Raw genomic sequence first — 22,776 nt, forward strand, 5'->3', positions numbered from 1 at the left:
ACGCATGAAGGGAATGCAATGACCCAGCCCAGTTGGGAGCTCTCCGGTTTCGGCGACGAGATCGACGCCGACCCCACCATCCAGGTCGCAGTGCTCCAGGCACTCGGCGCCAACGCCATCGAGGTGCGCAGCGCCTGGGGCGTGAACGTCGTCGACCTCGACGAGGACCAGCTCGCGGGACTCCACCGGCTGTTCGAGGAGCGTGGGCAGACCGTGTCCGCGATCGCCTCGCCCATCGGCAAGGTCTCCATCGACGAACCCGTCGAGCACGAGGTCGGTCGGCTCGGCCGCGCGATCGCCGCCGCGCACGCCCTCGGCACCACGAACATCCGGATCTTCTCGTTCTACTTCGCGGGCCGAGCGCCCGAGGCCGTCCGCGACGACGTGCTCGTCCGGATGCGCGCGCTGGCCGACCTCGCCGAGCGCGAGGGCGTGACGCTCCTGCACGAGAACGAGAAGGACATCTACGGCGACGTCCCCTCCCGCGTGCTCGACGTCGTCGAGAGCGTCGGCTCCCCGGCGCTCCGTCTCGCCTGGGACAACGCGAACTACGTGCAGTGCGGCGTCCGACCCTTCACCGACGGTTGGGCGCAGCTCGCCCCGTACGTCGACTACCTCCAGGTGAAGGACGCCCTCGCCGCCGACTCGTCCGTGGTGCCCGCGGGCGAAGGCGACGGCGAACTGCTGGAGACCCTCACGGCCCTGCGGGACGCCGGGTACTCCGGGTACGCCTCGCTCGAACCGCACCTCAGCGACTTCACCTCCCTCGGCGGGTTCTCCGGCCCCGCGGCCTTCGGCCGCGCCGGACGCGCCCTCCGCACGCTCACCGACCAGATCGGAGTCACCCTGCGATGACCACCCCACACGAACCCAGCCCACTCCGCCTCGCCGTCGTCGGCGCCGGCGTCATCGGACGCCACCACGCCACCGTCGCCGTCCACCACCCCGACCTCGAGGTGGTCGCGCTCGTCGACGCGATCCCCGCCGCCGCCACGAGCGCCGCCGACGAGATCGAGGCGATGGGCGTCGCCCGCCCCGTCACGACGGAGACCATCGAGCAGGCGATCGCCGAGACCGACATCGACGTGGTGGCGATCTGTTCGCCGTCGGGCATGCACGTGCAGCTGGCGGAAGCGGCGCTCGCCGCGGGCAAGCACGTCGTGATCGAGAAGCCCCTCGACACGACGATGCCGCGTGCCCGTGAGATCGCCCGTCTCGCGCGGGAGGCGCGCGAGCGCGGGCTCGTGACGAGCGTCATCAGCCAGCACCGCTTCGACCCCGCGTCCGCCGCCGTCGCGGCCGCCGCGCACGACGGGGCCTTCGGGACCGTCACCTCGGGTGTCGCGAGCGTCGCCTGGTACCGGTCGCAGGGCTACTACGACTCCGGTGACTGGCGGGGCACCTGGGCGCTCGACGGCGGCGGAGCGGTGATGAACCAGGGCGTGCACACCGTCGACCTGCTGGTGTGGGTGCTCGGTCGTCCCGTCGAGATCTCCGCGCAGACCGGCCTCCTCGCGCACGACCGCATCGAGGTCGAGGACACGGCCGTCGCCACCGTTCGGTTCGAGAACGGCGCCCTCGGTGTCATCCACTGCACGACCGCCGCCTACCCCGGATTGTCCGCGCGGTACGCGGTCTACGGCACGCACGGCTCCGCGATCGTCGACGACGACCGGCTCGCGTACTTCCACGTCGCGCCGGACGCCGCGACGCTCGAGTCGGCGTCGACCACGGCGAACGCCACGGCGGTCGCCGGTGCGGTCGACCAGAAGGACGAAGTCGTCCCCGCCGAGCACGTCGTCGGTGGCCCGGCCGAGCCCGACCACTTCGCCGCCGGCCACGCCCGGCAGTACACCGACATCGTCAGCGCGATCCGGGACGGCCGCGACGCGGCGGTCACGGTGGACGCGGCACTCGTGTCGCTCGCCACCGTCCGCGGGCTGTACGTCAGCGCGACGCTGGGGAAGCCCGTCCGCATCGACGACGTGATCGAGGGCGGGTACGACGACGTGGTGCCGGTGGTCGGCGCTGCCGCGACCGAAGGAGCATCCCGATGAAGTTCTCCGTGTTCACCGCGTCCACACCCGACTGGACCCCGTCGGAAGCCGCTTCGATCCTCGCCGAGCAGGGCTGGGACGGCATCGAGTGGCGGATCGTCGACGACCGCCCCGCCGACGGTGCGACCGTGCCGGCCGAGCGGGCGTTCTGGGCCGGCAACAAGTCGACCTGGCAGTTCACCGGCATCGCGGACCACGTCGGCGACATCGCCCGCACCACCGACGCCGCCGGGCTCGAGTACTCCGGCATCGGCGGCTACCAGCAGGCGTCGGACCACGACGGCGTGGAGACGATGCTCCGCGTGACGAGTGAGCTCGGCGCCCGTCAGGTGCGCGTGACGATGCCGAACTACCGCGCCGAGAAGGAGCGGACGGGCGAGACCTACGGCCAGCTCTTCGACCGCACCCGTGCCGACCTCGAGTGGGCGGCGGACCGCGCGGCCGAACTCGGGGTGAAGGCCCTCGTCGAGCTCCACCACATGACGATCACCCCCTCGGCGTCCGCGGCGCTGCGGCTGGTCGACGGACTCGACCCGGCGCACGTCGGCGTGATCCACGACCTCGGCAACCTCGTGATCGAGGGGCAGGAGGACCACCTCGCCGCGTTCGAGCTCCTCGGCCCGTACCTCGCGCACGCGCACGTGAAGAACGCCCGGTGGGTCGACACCGGGGACACCCGGGCCGACGGTTCCTCGATCTGGCAGAACGAGTGGGCACCCCTGCGCACCGGCCAGGCGTCCGTCTCGGAGTACCTCGATGCGCTGCGCCGGTTCGGGTACGACGGGTGGGTGACGATCGAGGACTTCTCCACCGACCTCCCGCTCGAGGCCCGGACCGCCGACAACCTGGCGTACCTGAAGTCCCTCGTCCCGGTGTCGGCATGACGGACCGCCGCCCCGGGATCGTGCACCTGGGGGTGGGTGCGTTCGCGCGCGCCCACCTCGCCTGGTACACGGCGCGCGTCGACGGCCCCGCATGGGGGATCACCGCCTTCACGGGCCGGTCTCCGGAAGCGGCCGAGGCGCTCACCGCACAGGGCTGCCGCTACACCCTGGTGACCCGGGCCGCCGACGGCGACGGAGCACTGGTCATCGACGCGATCGTCGCGGCCCACGCCGGCAGCGACGAGGAGTCTTGGAGGCGCGTGGTCGCGTCCCCAGACACGACGATCGTGACGCTGACGGTCACCGAGCAGGGCTACCGGTCCGGTTCCGACGTGCCGGCCCGATTGGTCGCGGGCCTCGACGCCCGGCGTCGGGCCGGGGGCGGGCGGATCGCGCTGGTCAGCCTCGACAACCTCACCCACAACGGCCAGGTCCTGCGCGACGCCGTGCTCGGGGCAGTGGACGACGACGACCTCCGCTCGTGGATCGGGTCGAACGTGTCGTTCCCGTCGTCGATGGTCGACCGGATCACCCCGGCGACGACGGACGCCGACGTCGCGGCCCTCGCCGGCCTCCCCGGATCGCTGCCGGGCGACCGGGTGCCCGTCGTCACCGAGCCCTTCGCCGAGTGGGTGCTCGAGGACGCCTTCGCCGGCATCGACCGTCCCGCGTGGGAGACCGCCGGCGTCCGGGTCGTCGACGACGTCACCCCGTACGAGCAGCGGAAGCTCTGGCTGCTGAACGGTTCGCACTCGTTGCTCGCGTACCTCGGGCTCCTGCTCGGGCACGAGACCGTCGCCGCGGCGATGGACGACCCGATGTGCCGCGCCGCCGTGGAGCAGCTGTGGGACGAAGCCGCCCTCGAGCTGCCGCTGCCCGCTGCCGAGATCTCGGCGGCCCGAGCGGCCCTGGTCGACCGTTTCGCGAACCCCCGCATCCGGCACACCCTGCGGCAGATCGCGTCCGGCGGGTCCGAGAAGCTGCCCGTCCGGGTGGTCGACGTCCTGCGACACCGGCTCGGACGCGACCCCGACGCCGGGATCGGTCCCGGCGCCGCGACGGCGGTCGCCTCGTGGTGGCTGCACTGCACCGAGCAGCCCCACCTCGTGAGCGATGACGGCGCTCCCGGGCCAGACTCGGACGTGCACGACGTGCTGCGCGTCATCGCGCCCGACCTCGACACCGCCCCCGTGGTCGCTGCCGTCACCGCAGCGGCCGACCGCATCACGGCCGCGCGTGCCGCTGCGGACCGCACCACCACCGACGAAGGAGTCCCCGTATGACCGACACGACGACGAACCCTGCGGCCCCGGTGCCGGGTGCTGCCGACACGGGTGCGGCGACGGATCCGACGGCGGGGCGTCCGGACACGTGGGCGTCGACCGACCGCGGGCAGCTGATCGACCGGGCGGAGGTGATCGTGACGAGCCCGAACCGGAACTTCGTCACGCTGAAGATCACGACCGTCGACGGCGTCACGGGCCTCGGTGACGCCACGTTGAACGGGCGCGAGCTCGCCGCCGCCGCGTACCTGTCCGAGCACGTCGTGCCGCTCCTCATCGGCCGGGACGCGAGCCGCATCGAGGACGCCTGGCAGTTCCTGTACCGGTCCTCGTACTGGCGCCGGGGACCGGTGACGATGGCAGCGATCGCCGCGGTCGACATGGCCCTCTGGGACATCAAGGGCAAGGTCGCGGGGATGCCCGTCTACCAGCTCCTCGGCGGGGCGTCCCGGACCGGGTTGATGGCGTACGGGCACGCGTCGGGGAAGGAACTCCCGGAACTGTTCGACTCGATCCGGGAACACCAGGCCGAGGGGTACCGGTCCATCCGTGTCCAGACCGGTGTCCCCGGGCTGGAGTCCATCTACGGGATCGCGTCGAACAAGACCACCGAAGGCAACAGTGGTGTCCGGTACGACTTCGAGCCCGCGCAGCGGGGGGCGTTCCCGGCGATGGAGGACTGGGACACCCGCGCGTACCTCCGGCACGTGCCGACCGTGTTCGAAGCGGTCCGGAACGAGTTCGGTCCCGAGCTGCCGCTGCTGCACGACGGCCACCACCGGATGACGCCGCTGCAGGCCGCGAAGCTCGGCAAGTCGTTGGAACCGTACGACCTGTTCTGGCTCGAGGACTGCACCCCCGCCGAGAACCAGGAAGCCCTCAAGCTCGTCCGGCAGCACACCACCACGCCGTTGGCGATCGGTGAGGTGTTCAACACGATCTGGGACTTCAAGGACATCATCCGCGACCAACTCATCGACTACGTCCGCGGCGCGGTCACGCACATGGGCGGCATCAGTCCGCTGAAGAAGACGATGGACTACGCGGCGATGTACCAGATCAAGTCCGGGTTCCACGGCCCGACCGACATCTCACCCGTGGGCCTCGCGGCGCAGATGCACCTCGGGCTCGCGATCCACAACTTCGGCATCCAGGAGTACATGCAGCACGGGCCGAAGACGAACCAGGTGTTCCACCAGACGTTCACCTTCACCGACGGGTACCTCCACCCCGGCGACGAACCCGGCCTCGGCGTCACCCTCGACGTCGACGAAGCCGGCAAGTACCCCTACGAACAGGCGTACCTGCCCTTCAACCGCCTCGCCGACGGCACCGTCCACGACTGGTAGCCGGACGCCGCCGGCAGGGCATGCTGGTGGGCATGGGGTTCGCGGACGTGGCGAGGGAACTGCTCCTCGTCGCGCCCGCGGACTTCGTCGCCGAACGCACCGCCAGGCAGCGGGCGGTCCGGAAGGACGACCGTGAGCTCGCCGCCGCGATCGGTGGACTCCGGAAGCCCGCGCCGGCCGCGTGGGTCATCGACCTCCTGGCACGCGACGGCGCCCTCGACGAAGCAGTCGACCTCGGGCCGGCCATCCGTCAGGCCCAGGCCGACGCCGACCCCGGGGCGATCCGGACACTGCGGCACCAGCGGGCCGGCGTGGTCGACGCGCTGGTGCAGGCGGGGGCCGACCTGGCCTCCGACGCGGGACACCCGGCGACCCCGGCGGTGCTCGACCAGGTCCGTGCCGCCATCGAGGCCGCGATGGCGGACCCGCACGCCGGTGCCGCCGTCCGTTCGGGCCTGCTCGTCCGTCCGCTCGAGAGCGCTGGGTTCGACGACGTCGACCTGGACGGCGCACTGGCCGACCCGGACGCGGTGCCGGACGCGTGGGGCGGCAGCGACGCACCACCCATCCCGATCACCAGCGCGAGGGGTGCACGGGGGGCGAGCCGCGCCTCCAGGAAGCCCGAGCCGGAGCAGCGCGAGCCGAAGCGCCGCGATCCGAAGCAGCGCGACCCGAAGCAGCGCGAGCCCGAGCGCCGCGAGCCGAAGCAGCGCGAGCCGAAGACCGACCCCGCCGCCGACCGCCGCGCCGCCCGCCAGGCCGAGACCGAGGCCCGAGCCGAGTCCCGCGACGCCGACGCCGCTCTGGACGCCGCCGAGACCGACCTCGAGGCCGCCGAGGAGCGCCGCGCCGACCTCGAACGGCAGCTCGCCGACGCCACCGCGGAGGTCGAACGCCTCGAGCGCGCCCGCGACGACGCGGAAGCCGCGAGCGACCGGGCTCGCGACGTCCTCACGGCCGCGCAGCACCACCGCCGTGCGGTCGGTCGCTGACCCTCATCACCTCGGATGAAAAGCGCCGACGCGCCTCGCTGACCGCACGGGCCTCCTCGTACGCTCGGCCCCATGACCTCCACCATCCGTCGGTTCCGGCACCTCGTGGCCCCGGCCGCCGGCGCCCTGTACCTCGTGCTCTGGATCGTCGCCGAGGCCGGCCGCTCGGGGCTCGTCGACCACGTCGTGGTCGTCTCGGCGTTCGCCGTGGCGATCGGTCTGGCGAACTGGATGCCCTCGACAGCCCTCGGCCTGGTCGTCGTGGTGCCGCTGCTCCAGACGCTCCGCCTGCTCCACCGCCCGACGGACACGACGTGGCCGGAGTACCTGGCCATCGCGGTCGTCGTCGGCATCGTCGGGGCCGGTCGGTCCGACCTGCTCCGTTGGCTGGCGCTCCCGGTCCTCGCGGTCGCGAGCGTCGCGGCTGCGTGGGCGATGGTCGTCCCCACGGTGGCGGACCCCGACGTGTGGGGGCTCTGGGTCGGCTCGTCGTCGAGCACCCGTTCGGACCTCGCGTTCGTCGCGCTGGCGATCGCGGGAGCGAGCGGCATCGGGTGGGCGGTGGGCGTCGCCGTCGGGGCGACGTGGCGGATCGGGCTCGCTCGGGTCCGGGTCGTCGAGGCCGAGCGGGAGGCCGAGGTCACGACCGTGGAGCTGCACGCCGAGCAGGAGCGGGCCCGCATCGCGCGGGACGTCCACGACTCGCTGGCGCACTCCCTGGCGGTCGTGGTCTCGCAGGCGCAGGGTGCCGCGGCGATCGCGGTCCGCGACGAGCACGCGGCCCGGGCCCTCGACGACATCGCGACGGTGAGCCGGTCGGCGCTCGGGGAGGTCCGCGCGCTCGTCGAGCGGATCCAGGGCGCGGGTGACGACGCGCGGCACGGGCTCGCCGACGTCCGGGTGCTCGTCGACGAGATGGCGGAACTCGGGATGGACGCGGGCCTCGAGCAGCACGGCACGCGGTCCGACGTGTCACCGGGGGTCGGCTCCGCGGTGCACCGGATCGTCCAGGAGAGCCTGACGAACGTCCTCAAGCACCAGGGCCGCACGGCGACCGCCCGCGTGGTGCTGGACTGGCGGGGGCCGGGGCTCGGCGTCGTGGTGTCCTCGCACGGGTCCGCGCCGCTGGTCGAACTCGACGGACCGGGCTCCGGGATCGCCGGGATGCAGGAGCGGGCACGACTCGTCGGCGGCTGGCTCCGGGCCGGCGCCGGAGACGGGGACCACGAGTTCGTCGTGACTGCGTGGCTCCCCACGGCACCGACGGCTTCCGCCGCGCCCACCACGGACCGCGCCCTGCCCCCGGCCCCGGCGGCCGGCGAGCCCGTCGGCGAGGTCGCGTCGTGAGCCCGATCCGCGTCGCCGTCGTCGACGACCAGCGACTGTTCGCCTCCGGGATGCAGATGCTCGTCGACGCCCAGGACGACATGACGTGCGTCGGGACAGCGGCCGACGGAGCTGAAGCACTGCTCCTGTGCGCAGCTGAGGAGCCCGACGTCCTCCTGCTCGACCTCCGGATGCCGGTGCTCAACGGCATCGAGACCCTCGCGCGCCTCGCGGAGCAGACCGACGACCGCCCGCGTGTGATCGCGCTGACCACGATCCGCCGGGACGACGCCGTCCTCGCCGCGCTGCACGCCGGCGCAGCCGCGTTCCTCACGAAGGACGCGCTGCCCGACGTCGTCACGGCGACCATCCGGGACGTCCACGAGGGCCGTCCGGCTCCGACCGAGGACGAAGCGCTCGACCTGCTGCGGGACCAGGGGACCCCGGTCCAGTCGAGCCGTCGGGACGAGGTGCTCGACGCCCTCACCGCCCGGGAGCGCGAGGTATTCCTGCTCGTCGCGAAGGGGCTCAGCAACGCCGAGATCGCCACGTCGGTGTTCCTCAGCGAGGCCACCGTAAAGACCCACGTCCGCTCGGTGCTCCAGAAGCTCGGCCTGCGGAACCGGATCCAGGTCGTCATCACCGCACACGAACGCGGCCTCGTCCGCGCCTAGGGGGAACCATGCAGATCACCAGACGCGTCACGAAGGCCGGCACGCTCGCGCTCGTGGTCGTCGGCCTCGGCGCCGGCGTCGTGCACGCCCTGCCGGAGCGCGCCGACGTCGCGATCGCGCCGACCACCGAGCGGTCGCCGGGCGCGTGGGCGATGCCGCTCGACGGGTACGTCCAGCCCGGCTGGGACAAGCAGGACTACGCGGAGGACCTCGTGGTCCAGCCCTGCCTGCGCGACGTCGGCATCGACTTCCCGGTGCCGTGGGCCACGATCGCCGGGCTCGAGGCGTCGTCGGACGCGTCCGAGACACCGGAACGGGGCAACCCCGCGCCCGCGCTGTCCGGGAGCGTGCCGCTGGGCGCCGAGCTCGCCCGGACGCGCGGCTACCACGGGCCGTCGACGGCCGGCGCGAACGAGGACGGGATGCGCGCCTGGGGGCAGGACCCCGCCCGGAACGCCGCCTTCGCCGCGGCCTCGGACACCGCGACGACGCGGTGCTTCCGCCAGGGGTACCGGACGCTCGGCACCGACGACGAGGACGGCCGGGCGCAGTCCGCGTCGCTCGTGGCGAAGCGACTGACGTACCTCGCCGCGGTGGACGCCCGGACGGACGACACCGTGGTCCGGGCCGCCGCGGAGTGGCACGCCTGCATGGCACCGGCCGGCCCGCCCGACCTGCCCGCGACACCGGACCGGATGCCGTCGCGGTCGATGCAGGTGGAGTACGGCACGAACATCCGGTCGACACCGGTGCGGGACGGCGAGATCGCGATCGCCGTGCGCGACGCGGGCTGCCAGGACTCCTCGGGGTACCGGAGCGCGCTCTACGACGCCGAGTGGAGCCGGCTCCTGCACGTCACGGCCTCGGACGCGGCGGTGCTGCGGGCGGCGACGGCGGACCAGCCGGCCGTCGACCGCCGGCTCGACGAGACGATCCGGCGCCTCGCGCCGAAGGCACCGGCCGACGTCGACTGAGGGGACGGCGCACGCCGCGCGGGGACGCGGGGACGGGCGGACGGGAGGCGCGGTGCGGGCTGGCACCGCGCCTCCCGTCCGCCCTGACCGCACGCTCAGAGCGTGGGCCGACACGCCCGGACGGGTGCTGCTAGACTCGGTGACTGACTTCGGCGAGGGCTGCGAAAGCGGCCGTGATCGACGCGGTGGGAGACCCGGCCCAGCTTGGGAACGTTCCTCACGCGTGCACGCGTTCGAGTTGCAACACCACAGACCCCCACGATGCCGGCACTCCGGTGTCGTCCCCGAGACCAGGAGACACCATGGCCGACAACACCAAGCTCGCCGTCCAGATCCGGACCAAGTTCGGCAAGGGCGCCGCCCGGAAGATCCGCGCGAACAACCAGATCCCCGCCGTCGTGTACGGTCACGGCACCGAGCCGCAGCACATCACGCTCCCGGGCCACGAGACGATGCTCATCGTCCGCCAGGCGAACGCCATCATCGACCTCGACATCGAGGGCACCGCGCAGCTCGCCCTCGTCAAGGACGTCCAGCGTGACCCGGTGCGCCAGATCATCGAGCACATCGACCTCGTGGTCGTCCGTCGCGGCGAGAAGGTCACGGTCTCCGTGCCCGTCGTCGTCCACGGTGAGTCGTTCTCCGGCACGATCCACGTCCAGGAAGAGTCGACCCTGTCGCTCCTGGTCCTCGCGACCGACATCCCCGAGCACATCGTCGTCGACGTCGAGGGCCTCGAGGACGGCGCGCAGATCCGTGCGACCGACATCACCCTCCCCGAGGGCGCCGAGCTCGAGACCGAGGGCGACCCCATCGTCGTCTCGATCGTCACCCCGCGTGGCACCGCCGACGACGACGCCGCCGACGAGGCCTCCGCCGAGGCGGGTGCCGAGGCCGGCGCCGACTCGAGCGACTCCGAGTAACACCCCCTTCGCGGACACTGGCCGACGCTGATGGTGGAGCAGACGCTCATCGTGATCGGGCTCGGGAACCCCGGGCCCGGCTACGCGGGCAACCGCCACAACGTCGGCCAGATGGTCCTCGACGAACTCGCCGCCCGCATGGGCGCGACGTTCAAGAAGCACAAGACCCCGAACCAGGTCGCCGAGGGGCGCCTCGTCCCAGGCGGACCCCGCCTGGTGCTCGCCAAGCCGGGGTCGTTCATGAACACCTCGGGCGGCCCCGTCTCGAGCGTGCTCGGGTTCTACAGCGCGACGCCGGAGCAGCTCGTCGTCGTGCACGACGAGCTGGACCTGCCGTTCGACACCGTGCGGCTCAAGGGCAGCGGTGGGCACGGCGGCCACAACGGTCTGCGGGACATCATCAAGGCGACCGGGACGAACGAGTTCACCCGCGTGCGGATCGGCATCGGTCGACCCCCCGGGCGACAGGACCCCGCCGACTACGTCCTCCGCGACTTCTCGCCGACCGAGAAGAAGACGCTGCCGAACCTGCTGGCCGACGGCGCCGACGCGGTCGAGGCCATCGCGGAGCTCGGACTCCTCGCCGCCCAGCAGCGGGTGCACGCCCCGTCCTGACCGCTGTCGGTGGCGGCCGGTACCATGTCCTGAGTGACGATCTCGGGCATCATCCCTGCGCTCTCGCGCGCCTCCGCGTTCGATCGCGTCCTCCGTGCCGCACCCCGTGACGCCGACTTCTCGGTGGTCGACGGCCTGCGCGTGCCGCTGCTCGGCGCGCTGCTGGCCGAACGGAACGGACCGCAGTGCGTCTTCGTGATCACGGCGACCGGTCGTGAAGCCGAAGCCGTCCGGGACGCCGTCGGCAGCTACCTGCCCGATGCCGAGGTCCTCGAGTTCCCCGCGTGGGAGACCCTGCCGCACGAACGCCTCAGCCCGAGCGCGCAGACGGTCGGCACACGCATCGCGACCCTCCGGAAGCTCGCGACGTGGCAGGACGCCGCCGCAGCCGACCGCCGGACGACCGTGGTCGTGGCGAGTGTCCGAGCGGCGCTGCAGCCGCTCGCGGGCAACCTGACGAGCCTCGCGCCGATCGCCCTCCGGACGGACTCCCGCGGCAACGACCTCGGCGTCATCGCCGGGCAGCTCGTCGACATGGCGTACGCCCGCGTCGACCTCGTCACCCGCCGCGGTGAGTTCGCCGTCCGCGGTGGCATCCTCGACGTCTTCCCGCCGACCGCCGACCACCCGGTCCGTGTCGACTTCTTCGGCGACGAGATCGAGGCGATCAAGGCGTTCTCGGTCGCCGACCAGCGCACCACCGACGACGACCTCGGCTCCGTGGAGCTCACCGCGTCCCGCGAACTCCTGCTCTCCGACGACGTCCGGCAGCGTGCGCGGGAGATGCTCCACGAGTTCCCGAACCTGTCCCAGATGCTCGCGAAGATCGCCGAGGGCATCCCGGTCGAGGGCATGGAGTCCCTCGCACCCGCGCTCGTGCAGGACCTCGTGCCCGTCACCAGCTACCTGCCCGACGACTCGATCATCGCCGTGTTCTCGCCCGAGCGGGTGAGCGGGCGTGCGCACAGCCTCGCCGAGACGAACACCGAGTTCCTCCAGGCGGCGTGGAGTGCCGCCGTCGCCGGGGCGCAGGCGCCGATCGACCTCGACGCCGGCAACTTCCTCACCGTGCAGCAGCTGAAGAACGGCCGCGGGCAGCGCACCTGGTGGACCGTGTCGCCGTTCGACTCCGGCCTCGACGAGGGCGACGAGCAGCGGGTCCTCACCGACGCCGAAGCCGCGGCCGAGGCGGGGGAGTACATCCGCGTCCGCGCCGAGTCGATCCCGGCCTTCGCGGGCAGCGCCGACGGCGCGATCGCGCACGTCAAGGAGCTCACCGACAACGGGTGGGCCGTCGTGGTGACCGCCCAGGGCAAGGGACTGGTCGAACGGGCAGTGCAGGTGCTCGCCGACGCCGGGGTCGCCGCCCGTGCCGAAGCCCTCACCGCGCCTCCCGAACCGGGTGTCGCGATCGTGACGACCGCGGTCGTCGAGCACGGCTTCGCCATCCCGGACCCGCGCATCGCCCTCATCAGCGAGGCCGAGTTCTACGGCCGGAGCGTCCAGCAGGGCGCTCGCACCGTCAAGAAGCTCGCCGGACGCCGGAAGAACGTCGTCGACCCGCTGCAGCTCAAGCCGGGCGACGTCGTCGTGCACGCCACGCACGGCATCGCCAAGTTCGTCGAGCTCGTCTCGCGCGAGGTCAGCTCCGGCGGCCGCAACGCCGTGAAGACGCAGCGCGAGTACCTGGTGCTCGAGTACGCGCCGTCGAAGCGGAACTACCCGGGCGACAAGCTCTTCGTGCCGACCGACCAGCTCGACCAGCTCTCCCGCTACGTCGGCGGCGAAAACCCGACCCTGTCGAAGATGGGCGGCTCGGACTGGTCCGCGGCGAAGTCGAAGGCGCGGAAGGCCGTCCGGGACATCGCCGTCGACCTCGTGAAGCTCTACTCCGCGCGCATGGCGTCGAAGGGGCACGCGTTCGGTCCGGACACCCCGTGGCAGCGCGAGCTGGAAGATGCGTTCCCGTTCGCCGAGACCGCCGACCAGCTCACCACGATCGACGAGATCAAGCGCGACATGGAGAGCCCGATCCCGATGGACCGGCTGCTCTCCGGTGACGTCGGCTACGGCAAGACCGAGGTCGCGATCCGCGCCGCGTTCAAGGCGGTGCAGGACGGCAAGCAGGTCGCCGTGCTCGTGCCCACGACGCTCCTCGTCCGTCAGCACATGGAGACCTTCCAGGAGCGCTTCGCCGGCTTCCCGGTGCACCTCCGCGCGCTCAGCCGGTTCCAGTCCGAGAAGGAGTCGAAGGAGACCATCGCCGGGCTCGCCGACGGCACGGTCGACATCGTCATCGGCACGCACCGGATCCTGTCGCAGGGCATCCAGTTCAAGGACGTCGGCCTCGTCATCATCGACGAGGAACAGCGGTTCGGCGTCGAGCACAAGGACCAGCTCAAGAAGCTCAAGACGAACGTCGACGTGCTCGCGATGTCCGCGACGCCGATCCCGCGCTCGCTCGAGATGGCCGTCACCGGGATCCGCGAGATGTCGACGCTGGCCACCCCGCCGGAGGACCGCCACCCGATCCTCACGTTCGTCGGACCCCAGTCGGACCTGCAGGTCGCCGCGGCGATCCGGCGCGAGCTCCTCCGCGAGGGCCAGGTGTTCTACGTCCACAACCGCGTGAAGGACATCCAGGGCGTCGCGGCGCACCTCGCCGAGATCGTCCCGGACGCCCGCATCGCCGTCGCGCACGGGCAGATGTCCGAGGGGACGCTCGAGCAGGTCATGGTCGACTTCTGGGAGCGCCGGTTCGACGTCCTCGTGTCGACGACGATCATCGAGACCGGCCTCGACATCGCGAACGCGAACACGCTCATCATCGACAAGGCCGACAAGTACGGCCTGTCGCAGCTCCACCAGCTGCGCGGTCGAGTCGGCCGTGGGCGGGAGCGCGGGTACGCGTACTTCCTCTACGACGCCGACAAGCCGCTCTCCGAGACCGCGCAGGACCGCCTCGAGACGATCGCCGCGAACAACGAGCTCGGCGCGGGCATGCAGGTCGCCATGAAGGACCTCGAGCTCCGGGGCGCCGGCAACCTGCTCGGCGGCGAGCAGTCCGGGCACATCGCGGGCGTCGGGTTCGACCTGTACCTCCGGATGATCGGCGAGGCGGTGTCGCAGTTCCGCGGGGACGTCGCCGAGGGACAGACCGAGCTCCGGCTCGAGATCCCCGTCGACGCACACATCCCCGAGGACTACGTCGAGTCCGAACGGCTCCGGCTCGAGGCGTACCAGAAGCTCTCGGCCGCCTCGTCGCCGACGGCCCAGGCGGAGGGGATCGACATGGTCCTCGACGAGCTCACCGACCGGTACGGGCAGCCCCCGCAGGCCGTGCTCACCCTGGTCGAGGTCTCGCGCCTCCGCCGGATGGCGCAGCAGGTCGGGCTGTCCGACGTGGTCGTCATGGGGTCGAACCTGCGGGTCGCGGGCAAGGAGCTCGCGGACTCGGCGCAGGTGCGGCTCAAGCGGATGTTCCCGGGAGCCCGGTGGTTCCCGCAGCAGGACGCCGCGAGCATCCCGCTGCCGAAGCCGCACGGTGAGACCCTGCCGGACGACGGGCTCATCCAGTGGGTGGAGAGCATCCTGACGGCCGTGTACGGGGCGTCGAAGGCGCCGGCGGAGACCTCCGCCGCCTGACGGGGGCGGGGTCTCGTCGCATGGTGCGCGGCGTGCCGACTCGGAACGACATCGCCGCTGTCGTACGACATCGGCGATGTCGCAACCACGCGCGAGCAACAGTCCGCGTCCGCACGAGGCGACACGGCGGATGTCGTACGACGTCGGCCGTGTCGCTCGGAGTCGCCGCCGCCGCGCGCGAACCCCTACTCGGTCGCCTCGGCCTCGGACAGCTCGTGCCGCGCCCGGTACTGCCGCGCCCGCGCGCTCACGACGACCGCGGACGCGACGATCGCGATGCCGGACCCGACGAGGACCGCGAGGACGCCCTCGTCGAGGACCTCCTCGTTGTGGGCGAACGCCAGCTCGTTCATGAGGAGCGACACCGTGAACCCGATGCCGCCGAGCACCCCGACCGTGACGATCGACCAGAACGACAGCGTCGACCGCCCCGGCGCCCGGAACACCCGGGTCGCGACGGCCCCGAAGAGCGTGATGCCGAGCACCTTGCCGACCGGCAGCGCGACCACCACCGCCCAGAAGGTCGGGGAGAGCTGCCCGATCCCGACCGCCGGGATGACGACCGCGGCCGACGCGAACGCGAACACCGGCAGCACGACGGCGTTCGACCAGGGCTCGACGTGCTCGTGGAGGGTGTGGCCCGGGCGCCGCGGCAGGACGAGCCCGAGCGCGACGCCGGCGATCGTCGCGTGCACGCCCGAGTGGTACACGAGCCACCACGTGACGAGCCCGAGCAGCACCATGCCGGCGATGAACCACGCCTGACCGGTGCGTCCGGGGCGGAGTGCCTTGCCGAGCAACCAGAACAGCACCAGTACGACGACGGCGCCGCCGAGGGCGAGGAAGTCCGTGTCGTGCGCGAAGACCACCGCGATGATGACGATCGCGATGAGGTCGTCCAGCACCGCCAGCGCCAGCAGGAACACCCGGAGGGTCGAGGGGAGCCCGCGACCGAACACCGCGAGGACCCCGAGCGCGAACGCGATGTCGGTGGCGGTCGGGATCGGCCAGCCATGGCCGTACGCTGTGCCGGTCGTCACCGCGAGGTAGATGCCGGCGGGGACGACGACCCCGCCGATCGCGGCGATCGCGGGGATGACGGCGGTCTTCGGGTTCGACAGCTCACCGGCGACGAGCTCGTGCTTCAGCTCGATCGCGACGAGCAGGAAGAACACCGCGAGCAGACCGTCGCTGATCCAGTGCGCGACCGAGAGGTCGAGGCCGACGGCACCCCACGGAGCGTGCACGTGGAGCACGTGCTCGAGGCCGCGGCCGAGCGGCGAGTTCGCCACCAGGAGGCCGAGGACCGCGGCGGTCAGGAGGGCGATGGCGCTGAATCGAGGAGAACGGACGAGTGCCGGCATGGAGCTCCGAGGTTCGGGGTCGGGCGAGGGTCCGTCGACCAGACTTCCCGACACGCCATGTCCAGCATACCGGTCGGAGCCCGCCGGGCGAGCCGGTGACCGTGGCACGATGACCGCATGACCGCCGTCTCGGACCTCGTCGCCGTCGTCGACCGCCTGCTCGACCCCGACTCCGGCTGCGTCTGGAACCGGTCGCAGACGCACGCCACGCTCGCCCGGTACGCCGTCGAGGAGTCGTACGAACTCGTCGACGCCATCGACGCCGGGGACGACGAGGAACTCCGGGAGGAGCTCGGGGACGTCCTGTACCAAGTCGTCCTGCACGCGGGGCTCGCGGAGTCGTTCGACCTCGAGGACGTCGCCGCCGGCGCCCGCGACAAGATGATCCGTCGGCACCCGCACGTGTTCGGCGACGAGCGGGCCGACACCGTGGAGGACGTGGTCCGGGTCTGGCGCGCGGCGAAGGCGGCGGAGAAGTCGTCGCGGCGGAGCGTGTTCGACGGGGTGCCGCGAGCGATGCCGCCCCTCGAGCGTGCGGTGAAGCTGCTGGAGCGACTGGAGGAACGGGGGGACGCCGACACGGTCGTCGCGTCCGTCGTCGCGCGGGTCGGGGCGGGGGCCGGCGCGGGTGCGGATGCGGGTGCGGGCGCTGGCGCGGACGTTCCGGCAGGCGCGGACGTTCCGGTGGGCGTCGACGTCGCGTGGGGGAGCGCGATGCTCGCATCCGTCGCCGAGGCGAGGGATGCCGGTGTCGATCCGATCGCGAGCCTCCGCGCTGCGGTCGCCGAACTGGAGTCGGCGGGCCGCGCGGGCGAGTGACCCGGCTGCGCGGCCAGCGAGGAGAGTGCGGGCGTCCTCCCAACCCGAAAAAAGGAGGACGCCCGCGAGCGGGCAGTCGACACCACCAGGGAATGGATGTCGGCACGGAGGCCCGCTCGAACCGCGGGGCACGTTGCAGCACGGTGCCCACCCGATCGGTCCGGGGGTGGATCAGGCACCCGTCGAACCGAGGTTCTGGATGTAGCATATCCGTTGCTCACGAGCTGCGCAAGTCCGACCGTCCATCTGCCAGAATCGACGCATGGCTTCGACCGTGACGGCTCCCCGTGGCATGCGTGACTTCCTCCCGGCGGACAAGGCCCGGCGCGAGCACGTCCTCGGCGTGATCCGGGGGGTGTACGCGCGCCACGGCTTCGACGAGATCGAGACCCCGGTGGTCGAGGACGCCGCACGCCTGCACTCCGGGCTCGGCGGTGACAACGAGAAGCTCGCGTTCGCGGTGATGAAGCGGGGCCTGTCCACCGAGGACCTCCGGAACGCCGACGCCCCGCTCGACCTCGCCGACCTCGGGCTCCGGTTCGACCTCACGGTGCCGCTCGCCCGGTTCTACGCGTCGCACCGCGCCGAGCTGCCCTCGGTGTTCCGCTCCGTGCAGATCGCGCCGGTCTGGCGTGCCGAGCGACCGCAGAAGGGGCGCTACCGCCAGTTCGTGCAGTGCGACATCGACATCCTCGGCGAGCCGGGGCAACTCGCCGAGATCGAGCTCATCCGCGCCACGACCGCGGCCCTCGACGCCCTCGGGATCGCCGGCACGACCATCCGGATCAACGACCGCCGGATCCTGCTCGCCCTCCTCGGGTCCTGGGGCATCACCGAGCCCGGCGCCGCCGACCGCGCGCTGATCACGATCGACAAGCTCGACAAGATCGGACCGGACGGGGTCGCGGCAGAGCTCCGCGAGACGATCGGGTCCGAGCTCCCCGGACTCGAGTCGACGATCCGGACGCTGGAGTCCGCCGACTGGTCCTCCGTCGAGGGCGCTCCGTGGCTCGACGCTGACGCGTTCGCCGACCTGCTGCAGCTCCGGGAAGCACTGCCGGGGGTCGACCTGCGCTTCGACCCGACGCTCGTGCGGGGGATGGGCTACTACACGGGAACGATCTTCGAGGTCGCGCACCCGGACTTCGGCTACAGCCTCGGCGGGGGCGGCCGGTACGACGGGATGATCGGGCGCTTCCTCGGCCAGGACGTCCCGGCGGTCGGCTTCTCGCTCGGCTTCGAGCGGCTCGTCGACCTCGTGACGCTGCCGGAGTCCGCCGAGTCGGACGCGGTCGTGCTCGTGCACGACAAGGACGTCGACCCGGTGCGGCTCGCGGCGCTCAAGACCGAGGCGCTCGACCAGCACCGGCGCGTCCGGCTCGAGCGGCGCACGAAGAACACGAAGAACCTGCTCGCCGCCCTCGCCGCGCAGGGGTTCGACGCATGGGCCGCCGTGCACGCCGACACCGAGTCGCTCGAGGGTGTGGAGTTCCGCCCGCTCGCCTGAGTTCTCCACAGTGGCCGTCACGGTCCCTCGTGTTCACCTGCGCCTCGGTAGGATCGGTTCCGCAATCACCACAACCGAACGTGTAGGGAGTACCCCGTGGCCGTGATCGATGCCGTAGGAGCACGCGAAGTCCTCGATTCCCGAGGCAACCCGACGGTCGAGGTCGAGGTCCTCCTCGACGACGGCGTCGTGTCCCGCGCACTCGTCCCGTCCGGTGCCTCCACCGGTGCGTTCGAGGCGTACGAGCTCCGCGACGGAGACGCCTCCCGCTACGGCGGCAAGGGCGTCCTCAAGGCGGTCGACGCCGTCCTCGACGAGATCGGCCCGGCGCTCGAGGGCTTCGACGCCACCGACCAGCGCCTCGTCGACGCCGCGCTCATCGAGCTCGACGGGACCGAGAACAAGTCCCGCCTCGGCGCCAACGCGATCCTCGGTGCCTCGCTCGCCGTGGCCCGTGCCGCCGCCGACTCGGCCGACCTGCCGCTGTTCCGCTACCTCGGTGGCCCGAACGCGCACACCCTGCCGGTCCCGCTGATGAACGTCGTCAACGGTGGCGCGCACGCCGACACCAACGTCGACATCCAGGAGTTCTTCCTCGTGCCGTACGGCGCCGAGTCCTTCTCGGAGGCGCTCCGCTGGGGCGTCGAGACGTACCACGCCCTCAAGGGTGAGCTGAAGAAGCAGGGCCTCGCGACGGGTCTCGGCGACGAGGGCGGCTTCGCCCCCGAGCTCGCCTCGAACCGCGCCGCGCTCGACTTCCTGCTCGCCGCGATCGAGAAGGCCGGCTACACCCCCGGCAAGGACATCGCCGTGGGTCTCGACGTCGCGTCGACCGAGTTCTTCTCCGACGGCAAGTACCAGTTCGAGGGCAAGCAGCTCTCGAGCCAGGAGTTCACCTCGTACTTCGCCGACCTCGTCGCGAACTACCCGCTCGTCACCATCGAGGACCCGCTGGCCGAGGACGACTGGGAAGGCTGGTCGCACCTGACCGCCGAGCTCGGCGACAAGGTCCAGATCGTCGGCGACGACCTGTTCGTCACGAACCCGAAGCGCCTGCAGCGGGGCATCGACGAGAAGGCCGCCAACTCGATCCTCGTCAAGGTCAACCAGATCGGCACGCTCACCGAGACGCTCGACGCCGTGTCCCTGGCACACCGTCACGGCCTGACCTCGATCCTGTCGCACCGCTCCGGCGAGACCGAGGACACCACGATCGCGGACATCGCGGTCGCGGTCGACGGCGGCCAGATCAAGACCGGCGCCCCGGCTCGCTCGGACCGCGTCGCGAAGTACAACCAGCTGCTCCGCATCGAGGAAGAGCTCGGCGACGCCGCGGTGTACGCCGGTCGTTCGGCCTTCCCGCGCGCGGCCGCGCTGTAACACCAGCACCGCTCGAGACGCCGTCCTCCTCCGGGAGGGCGGCGTCGTGCTGTGCCCGGGCTCGGGCGGACGGTCCCTCCCGACCGGGCAACATCCGTCACGCTCGGCGGCCCCCGGGCAGCACCTCGTGCCCGCTCGGCGGACGGGGCACGGCGTGTTGTGCCCGCTCGGCGCCCCGCCGTGCCCGCTCGACTCCCCGCCGAGACGGGACGGACGAGCCGGAGCCGCGCCGCGCCTCCAGGCCGACGCTGAGAGGCTGCCCGACGACCGCGTGCCGGACCCGACCACGCGACCGGCGGGGTTATCGTCGGACCGTGCCCAGCCAGAAGCCCCGCGTCCGCCGCGTCCCCGTGGCGATGCCGGACGGCGGCACCGCCGACCAGCCCTGGTACCGGTCGCTGCACTTCTCCGGCTTCAGCCTGCTCATGCTCGCGATCATCGTGCTGTTCGTCGTGGTCCTCGCGCCCTCGCTCCGCACGCTCATCCAGCAGCAGGAGCAGATCGCCGAGCAGCAGCGCGAGGTCGCAGCGCAGAAGGCCGACGTCACGCAGAAGAAGAAGGACGTCGCGCGCTGGGACGACCCCGCGTACATCGAGGCGCAGGCCCGTGACCGTCTGCTCTACGTCTACCCGGGCGAGGAGAGCTACCTCGTGATGGGCGCGGAGAGCACGGCGTCCAGCGCGAAGCCCACCACCGACTCGGGCACGCCGGTGAGCTCGACCGTGCAGACCCCGAAGGTGGACTGGGTGCAGGCGATGCTCTCGTCCGTCCTCACCTCCGGGCTCACGGACGAGACGACGCAGGAGCTCGTCGCACCGGACGTCTCCGGCACCGGCGACACGAAGTAGGCCGCGCCGCGGGACTCCGGTAGGCTCACGTTCCCGTGACGACCCCTCCCTTCGACCCGCCCACCGAACGCGACATCCAGGTCGTCTCGGCGCAGCTCGGCCGACCGGCGCGGGACGTCGTCGGGATCGCGGCACGCTGCGTCTGTGGCAACCCCACCGTCGTCTCCACGAAGCCCCGGCTGGCGAACGGCACCCCGTTCCCGACGTTCTACTACCTGTGCCACCCCGCGGCCACCGCTGCGGTCAGCACCCTCGAGGCGAACCAGGTCATGCCGGAACTGGCGGCCCTGCTCGAGGACGAGGACACCGCGGCCGCGTACCGCGCCGCCCACGAGTCCTACCTCGCCGATCGCGAGTCGATCGAGCACGTCGACGAGATCGACGGCATCAGCGCCGGTGGCATGCCCACCCGCGTGAAGTGCCTGCACGCCCTCGTCGGCCACGCCCTCGCTGCCGGACCCGGCGTCAACCCCATCGGCGACCTCGCGCTCGAGCGCGCGGCCTGGTCGCCCTCCCGGTGTGAGTGCCGGGCGTATGATGGCCTCGCAGACGCTGGAGTCGGGGCGGGTGGCGGCGAAGTCTGAACCAGCCTCCCGGCAACCACCCCACTCCAAGGAGATCATCCCCCGTGCCCAAGATCCTCGTCGTCGGCGGCGGTTACGCCGGCTTCTACACCGCCTGGAAGCTCGAGAAGCACCTTCGCCAGGGCGAAGCAGAGGTCGTGATGGTGGACCCGCTGCCGTACATGACGTACCAGCCGTTCCTCCCCGAGGTCGCCGCCGGTTCCATCGAGCCCCGTCACGCGGTCGTCTCGCACCGCCGGCACCTCAAGAAGACCCGCGTCGTCACGGCGAAGGTCACGAAGGTCGACCACGCCACCAAGACGGCGACGATCACCCCGGCCGAGGGGGAGGCGTGGGAGGAGTCCTACGACCAGATCGTGATGACGGCCGGCGCGGTCTCGCGCACGTTCCCGATCCCGGGCGTCGCTGACGAGGCGATCGGTCTCAAGACAATCGAGGAAGCCGCCGCGATCCGCGACAAGATCCTCGTGAACTTCCACAAGGCAGCCAACCTGCCGGCCGGCCCGCAGCGCGACCGTCTGCTGACGGTCGTCGTCGTCGGCGGTGGCTTCGCCGGCATCGAGGTGTTCGCCGAGCTCCGCTCGTTCGTCACCGACCTGCTGAAGAGCTACCCGCAGCTGTCCTTCGACGACACGCACTTCCACCTGGTCGAGGCGATGGGCCGCATCATGCCCGAGGTCTCGCTGGAGACCTCGCACTGGGTGCTCGAGAACCTCGCGCAGCGCGGTGCCACGGTGCACCTCGAGACCCAGCTGGCCTCCGCGGTCGGTGGCGTCTGCGAACTGAAGACCAGCGACGGCGCGATCGAGACGATCGAGTCCGACCTCATCATCTGGACCGCCGGCGTCATGGCGAACCCGATGGTCAAGGGCACCGACTTCCCGCTCGAGCAGCGCGGTCGCATCCGCGTGCAGCCCGACCTCCGCGTCGTCGACGACAGCGGCGTGATCGCCGATGCGTGGGCCTGCGGTGACGTCGCGGCCGTGCCGGACCTCACGGGTGGTGGCGTCGGCGGCTTCTGCGTGCCGAACGCCCAGCACGCGGTCCGTCAGGCGAAGCAGCTCGCGAAGAACCTCGTCGCGACCCTCCGCGGTGAAGCGACGAACGACTACAAGCACGAGAACCTCGGCGCCGTCGCGGGCCTCGGGCTCGGCATCGGTGTGTTCCAGTCCGGCAAGTTCGCCATGAAGGGCTTCCTCGCGTGGGGCGCCCACCGCGGCTACCACGGTCTGGCCATGCCGTCGTGGGAGCGCAAGTGGCGCGTCATCGGCGACTGGGTCGGCGGCTTCTTCCTCGGCCGCGACATCGCGTCGCTCGACGACCGCGAGACCCCGCGTGCGGCGTTCGAGGCGTTCGCGTCCCGTCCGAAGCCCGTTGCCGAGGCGCCCGCCGCCCCGGTCGAGGCCGCGAAGCCCACGACCGCTCCGGAAGAGGGCAAGCCCGCCGGTGCTGCGGGCCCCGCGTACGGCGAGCCGGCGAAGGACGTCTCGAACGAGGCCGAGCCGGTGAAGGCCGAGGCTGACGCCAAGTAGGTCCTGCTCGACACGACGGC

Annotated in this window: 19 protein-coding genes; 18 read left to right on the plus strand and 1 reads right to left on the minus strand. The window is 71.8% G+C overall.

All coding sequences use genetic code 11. The features are described from left to right. Window positions 1-18 precede the first annotated feature (18 nt). From FS825_RS02505 to mfd, 12 genes are all read left to right on the plus strand, one after another. A complete protein-coding gene (locus tag FS825_RS02505; protein ID WP_144710543.1) occupies window positions 19-855 on the plus strand; it encodes a sugar phosphate isomerase/epimerase family protein in 837 nt (278 codons plus the stop codon). Then, window positions 852-2,057, plus strand: a complete 1,206-nt coding sequence (locus tag FS825_RS02510) for a Gfo/Idh/MocA family protein (protein ID WP_144710545.1) — start codon at window positions 852-854, stop codon at window positions 2,055-2,057. Before FS825_RS02505 ends, FS825_RS02510 begins: the two co-directional genes overlap by 4 nt. After that, entirely contained in the window at window positions 2,054-2,941 is an 888-nt protein-coding gene (locus FS825_RS02515; protein WP_144710547.1) for a sugar phosphate isomerase/epimerase family protein, read from the plus strand. Before FS825_RS02510 ends, FS825_RS02515 begins: the two co-directional genes overlap by 4 nt. Next, entirely contained in the window at window positions 2,938-4,224 is a 1,287-nt protein-coding gene (locus FS825_RS02520; protein WP_144710549.1) for a mannitol dehydrogenase family protein, read from the plus strand. The genes FS825_RS02515 and FS825_RS02520 overlap by 4 nt, the downstream gene beginning before the upstream one ends. Beyond that, window positions 4,221-5,573, plus strand: a complete 1,353-nt coding sequence (gene manD / locus FS825_RS02525) for a D-mannonate dehydratase ManD (RefSeq protein WP_260980980.1) — start codon at window positions 4,221-4,223, stop codon at window positions 5,571-5,573. The genes FS825_RS02520 and manD overlap by 4 nt, the downstream gene beginning before the upstream one ends. A 32-nt stretch (window positions 5,574-5,605) precedes the next feature. After that, window positions 5,606-6,565, plus strand: a complete 960-nt coding sequence (locus FS825_RS02530; RefSeq protein ID WP_144710551.1) for a hypothetical protein — start codon at window positions 5,606-5,608, stop codon at window positions 6,563-6,565. Window positions 6,566-6,637: 72 nt separating this feature from the next. Next, the gene (locus tag FS825_RS02535; protein WP_144710553.1) at window positions 6,638-7,912 is read left to right on the plus strand and encodes a sensor histidine kinase; all 1,275 of its coding nucleotides are present in this window, start codon (window positions 6,638-6,640) and stop codon (window positions 7,910-7,912) included. Further along, the gene (locus FS825_RS02540) at window positions 7,909-8,565 is read left to right on the plus strand and encodes a response regulator transcription factor (RefSeq protein ID WP_144710555.1); all 657 of its coding nucleotides are present in this window, start codon (window positions 7,909-7,911) and stop codon (window positions 8,563-8,565) included. Before FS825_RS02535 ends, FS825_RS02540 begins: the two co-directional genes overlap by 4 nt. A gap of 8 nt (window positions 8,566-8,573) precedes the next feature. After that, window positions 8,574-9,539, plus strand: a complete 966-nt coding sequence (locus FS825_RS02545; RefSeq protein ID WP_144710557.1) for a hypothetical protein — start codon at window positions 8,574-8,576, stop codon at window positions 9,537-9,539. 302 nt (window positions 9,540-9,841) lie between these two features. Further along, window positions 9,842-10,462, plus strand: coding sequence for a 50S ribosomal protein L25/general stress protein Ctc (locus FS825_RS02550; RefSeq protein WP_144710559.1), 621 nt, complete (start codon window positions 9,842-9,844; stop codon window positions 10,460-10,462). Window positions 10,463-10,492: 30 nt separating this feature from the next. Continuing rightward, a complete protein-coding gene (pth, locus tag FS825_RS02555; protein WP_144710561.1) occupies window positions 10,493-11,077 on the plus strand; it encodes an aminoacyl-tRNA hydrolase in 585 nt (194 codons plus the stop codon). Between the two features lie 33 nt (window positions 11,078-11,110). Next, the gene (mfd, locus tag FS825_RS02560; protein WP_144710563.1) at window positions 11,111-14,722 is read left to right on the plus strand and encodes a transcription-repair coupling factor; all 3,612 of its coding nucleotides are present in this window, start codon (window positions 11,111-11,113) and stop codon (window positions 14,720-14,722) included. A 185-nt stretch (window positions 14,723-14,907) separates the two neighbouring features. On the opposite strand, the gene nhaA is transcribed toward mfd, so the two are convergent. Then, window positions 14,908-16,086 (minus strand): Na+/H+ antiporter NhaA, encoded by a 1,179-nt coding sequence (nhaA, locus tag FS825_RS02565; RefSeq protein ID WP_144710565.1) that lies wholly within the window; start codon window positions 16,084-16,086, stop codon window positions 14,908-14,910. A 117-nt stretch (window positions 16,087-16,203) separates the two neighbouring features. Here nhaA and FS825_RS02570 point away from each other — a divergent pair, with 117 nt between their 5' ends. From FS825_RS02570 to FS825_RS02595, 6 genes are all read left to right on the plus strand, one after another. Further along, window positions 16,204-16,905, plus strand: a complete 702-nt coding sequence (locus FS825_RS02570; RefSeq protein WP_144710567.1) for a MazG family protein — start codon at window positions 16,204-16,206, stop codon at window positions 16,903-16,905. A 262-nt stretch (window positions 16,906-17,167) separates the two neighbouring features. After that, window positions 17,168-18,412: a histidine--tRNA ligase gene (gene hisS, locus FS825_RS02575; protein ID WP_144710569.1), complete on the plus strand. Its 1,245-nt coding sequence runs from the start codon at window positions 17,168-17,170 to the stop codon at window positions 18,410-18,412. A 96-nt stretch (window positions 18,413-18,508) separates the two neighbouring features. Further along, entirely contained in the window at window positions 18,509-19,792 is a 1,284-nt protein-coding gene (eno, locus tag FS825_RS02580; protein ID WP_144710571.1) for a phosphopyruvate hydratase, read from the plus strand. A 314-nt stretch (window positions 19,793-20,106) separates the two neighbouring features. Beyond that, window positions 20,107-20,640: an FtsB family cell division protein gene (locus tag FS825_RS02585; protein WP_144710573.1), complete on the plus strand. Its 534-nt coding sequence runs from the start codon at window positions 20,107-20,109 to the stop codon at window positions 20,638-20,640. Between the two features lie 35 nt (window positions 20,641-20,675). Then, complete coding sequence (locus tag FS825_RS02590) at window positions 20,676-21,224, plus strand: DUF501 domain-containing protein (protein WP_144710575.1); 549 nt, start codon at window positions 20,676-20,678, stop codon at window positions 21,222-21,224. Window positions 21,225-21,268: 44 nt separating this feature from the next. After that, on the plus strand, window positions 21,269-22,756 hold the full coding sequence (locus tag FS825_RS02595) for an NAD(P)/FAD-dependent oxidoreductase (protein WP_144710577.1): 1,488 nt from the start codon (window positions 21,269-21,271) through the stop codon (window positions 22,754-22,756). Window positions 22,757-22,776 lie beyond the last annotated feature (20 nt).

Origin of the sequence: Curtobacterium pusillum (genome assembly GCF_007680845.1) — a bacterium.
GTDB lineage: Bacteria > Actinomycetota > Actinomycetes > Actinomycetales > Microbacteriaceae > Curtobacterium > Curtobacterium pusillum_B.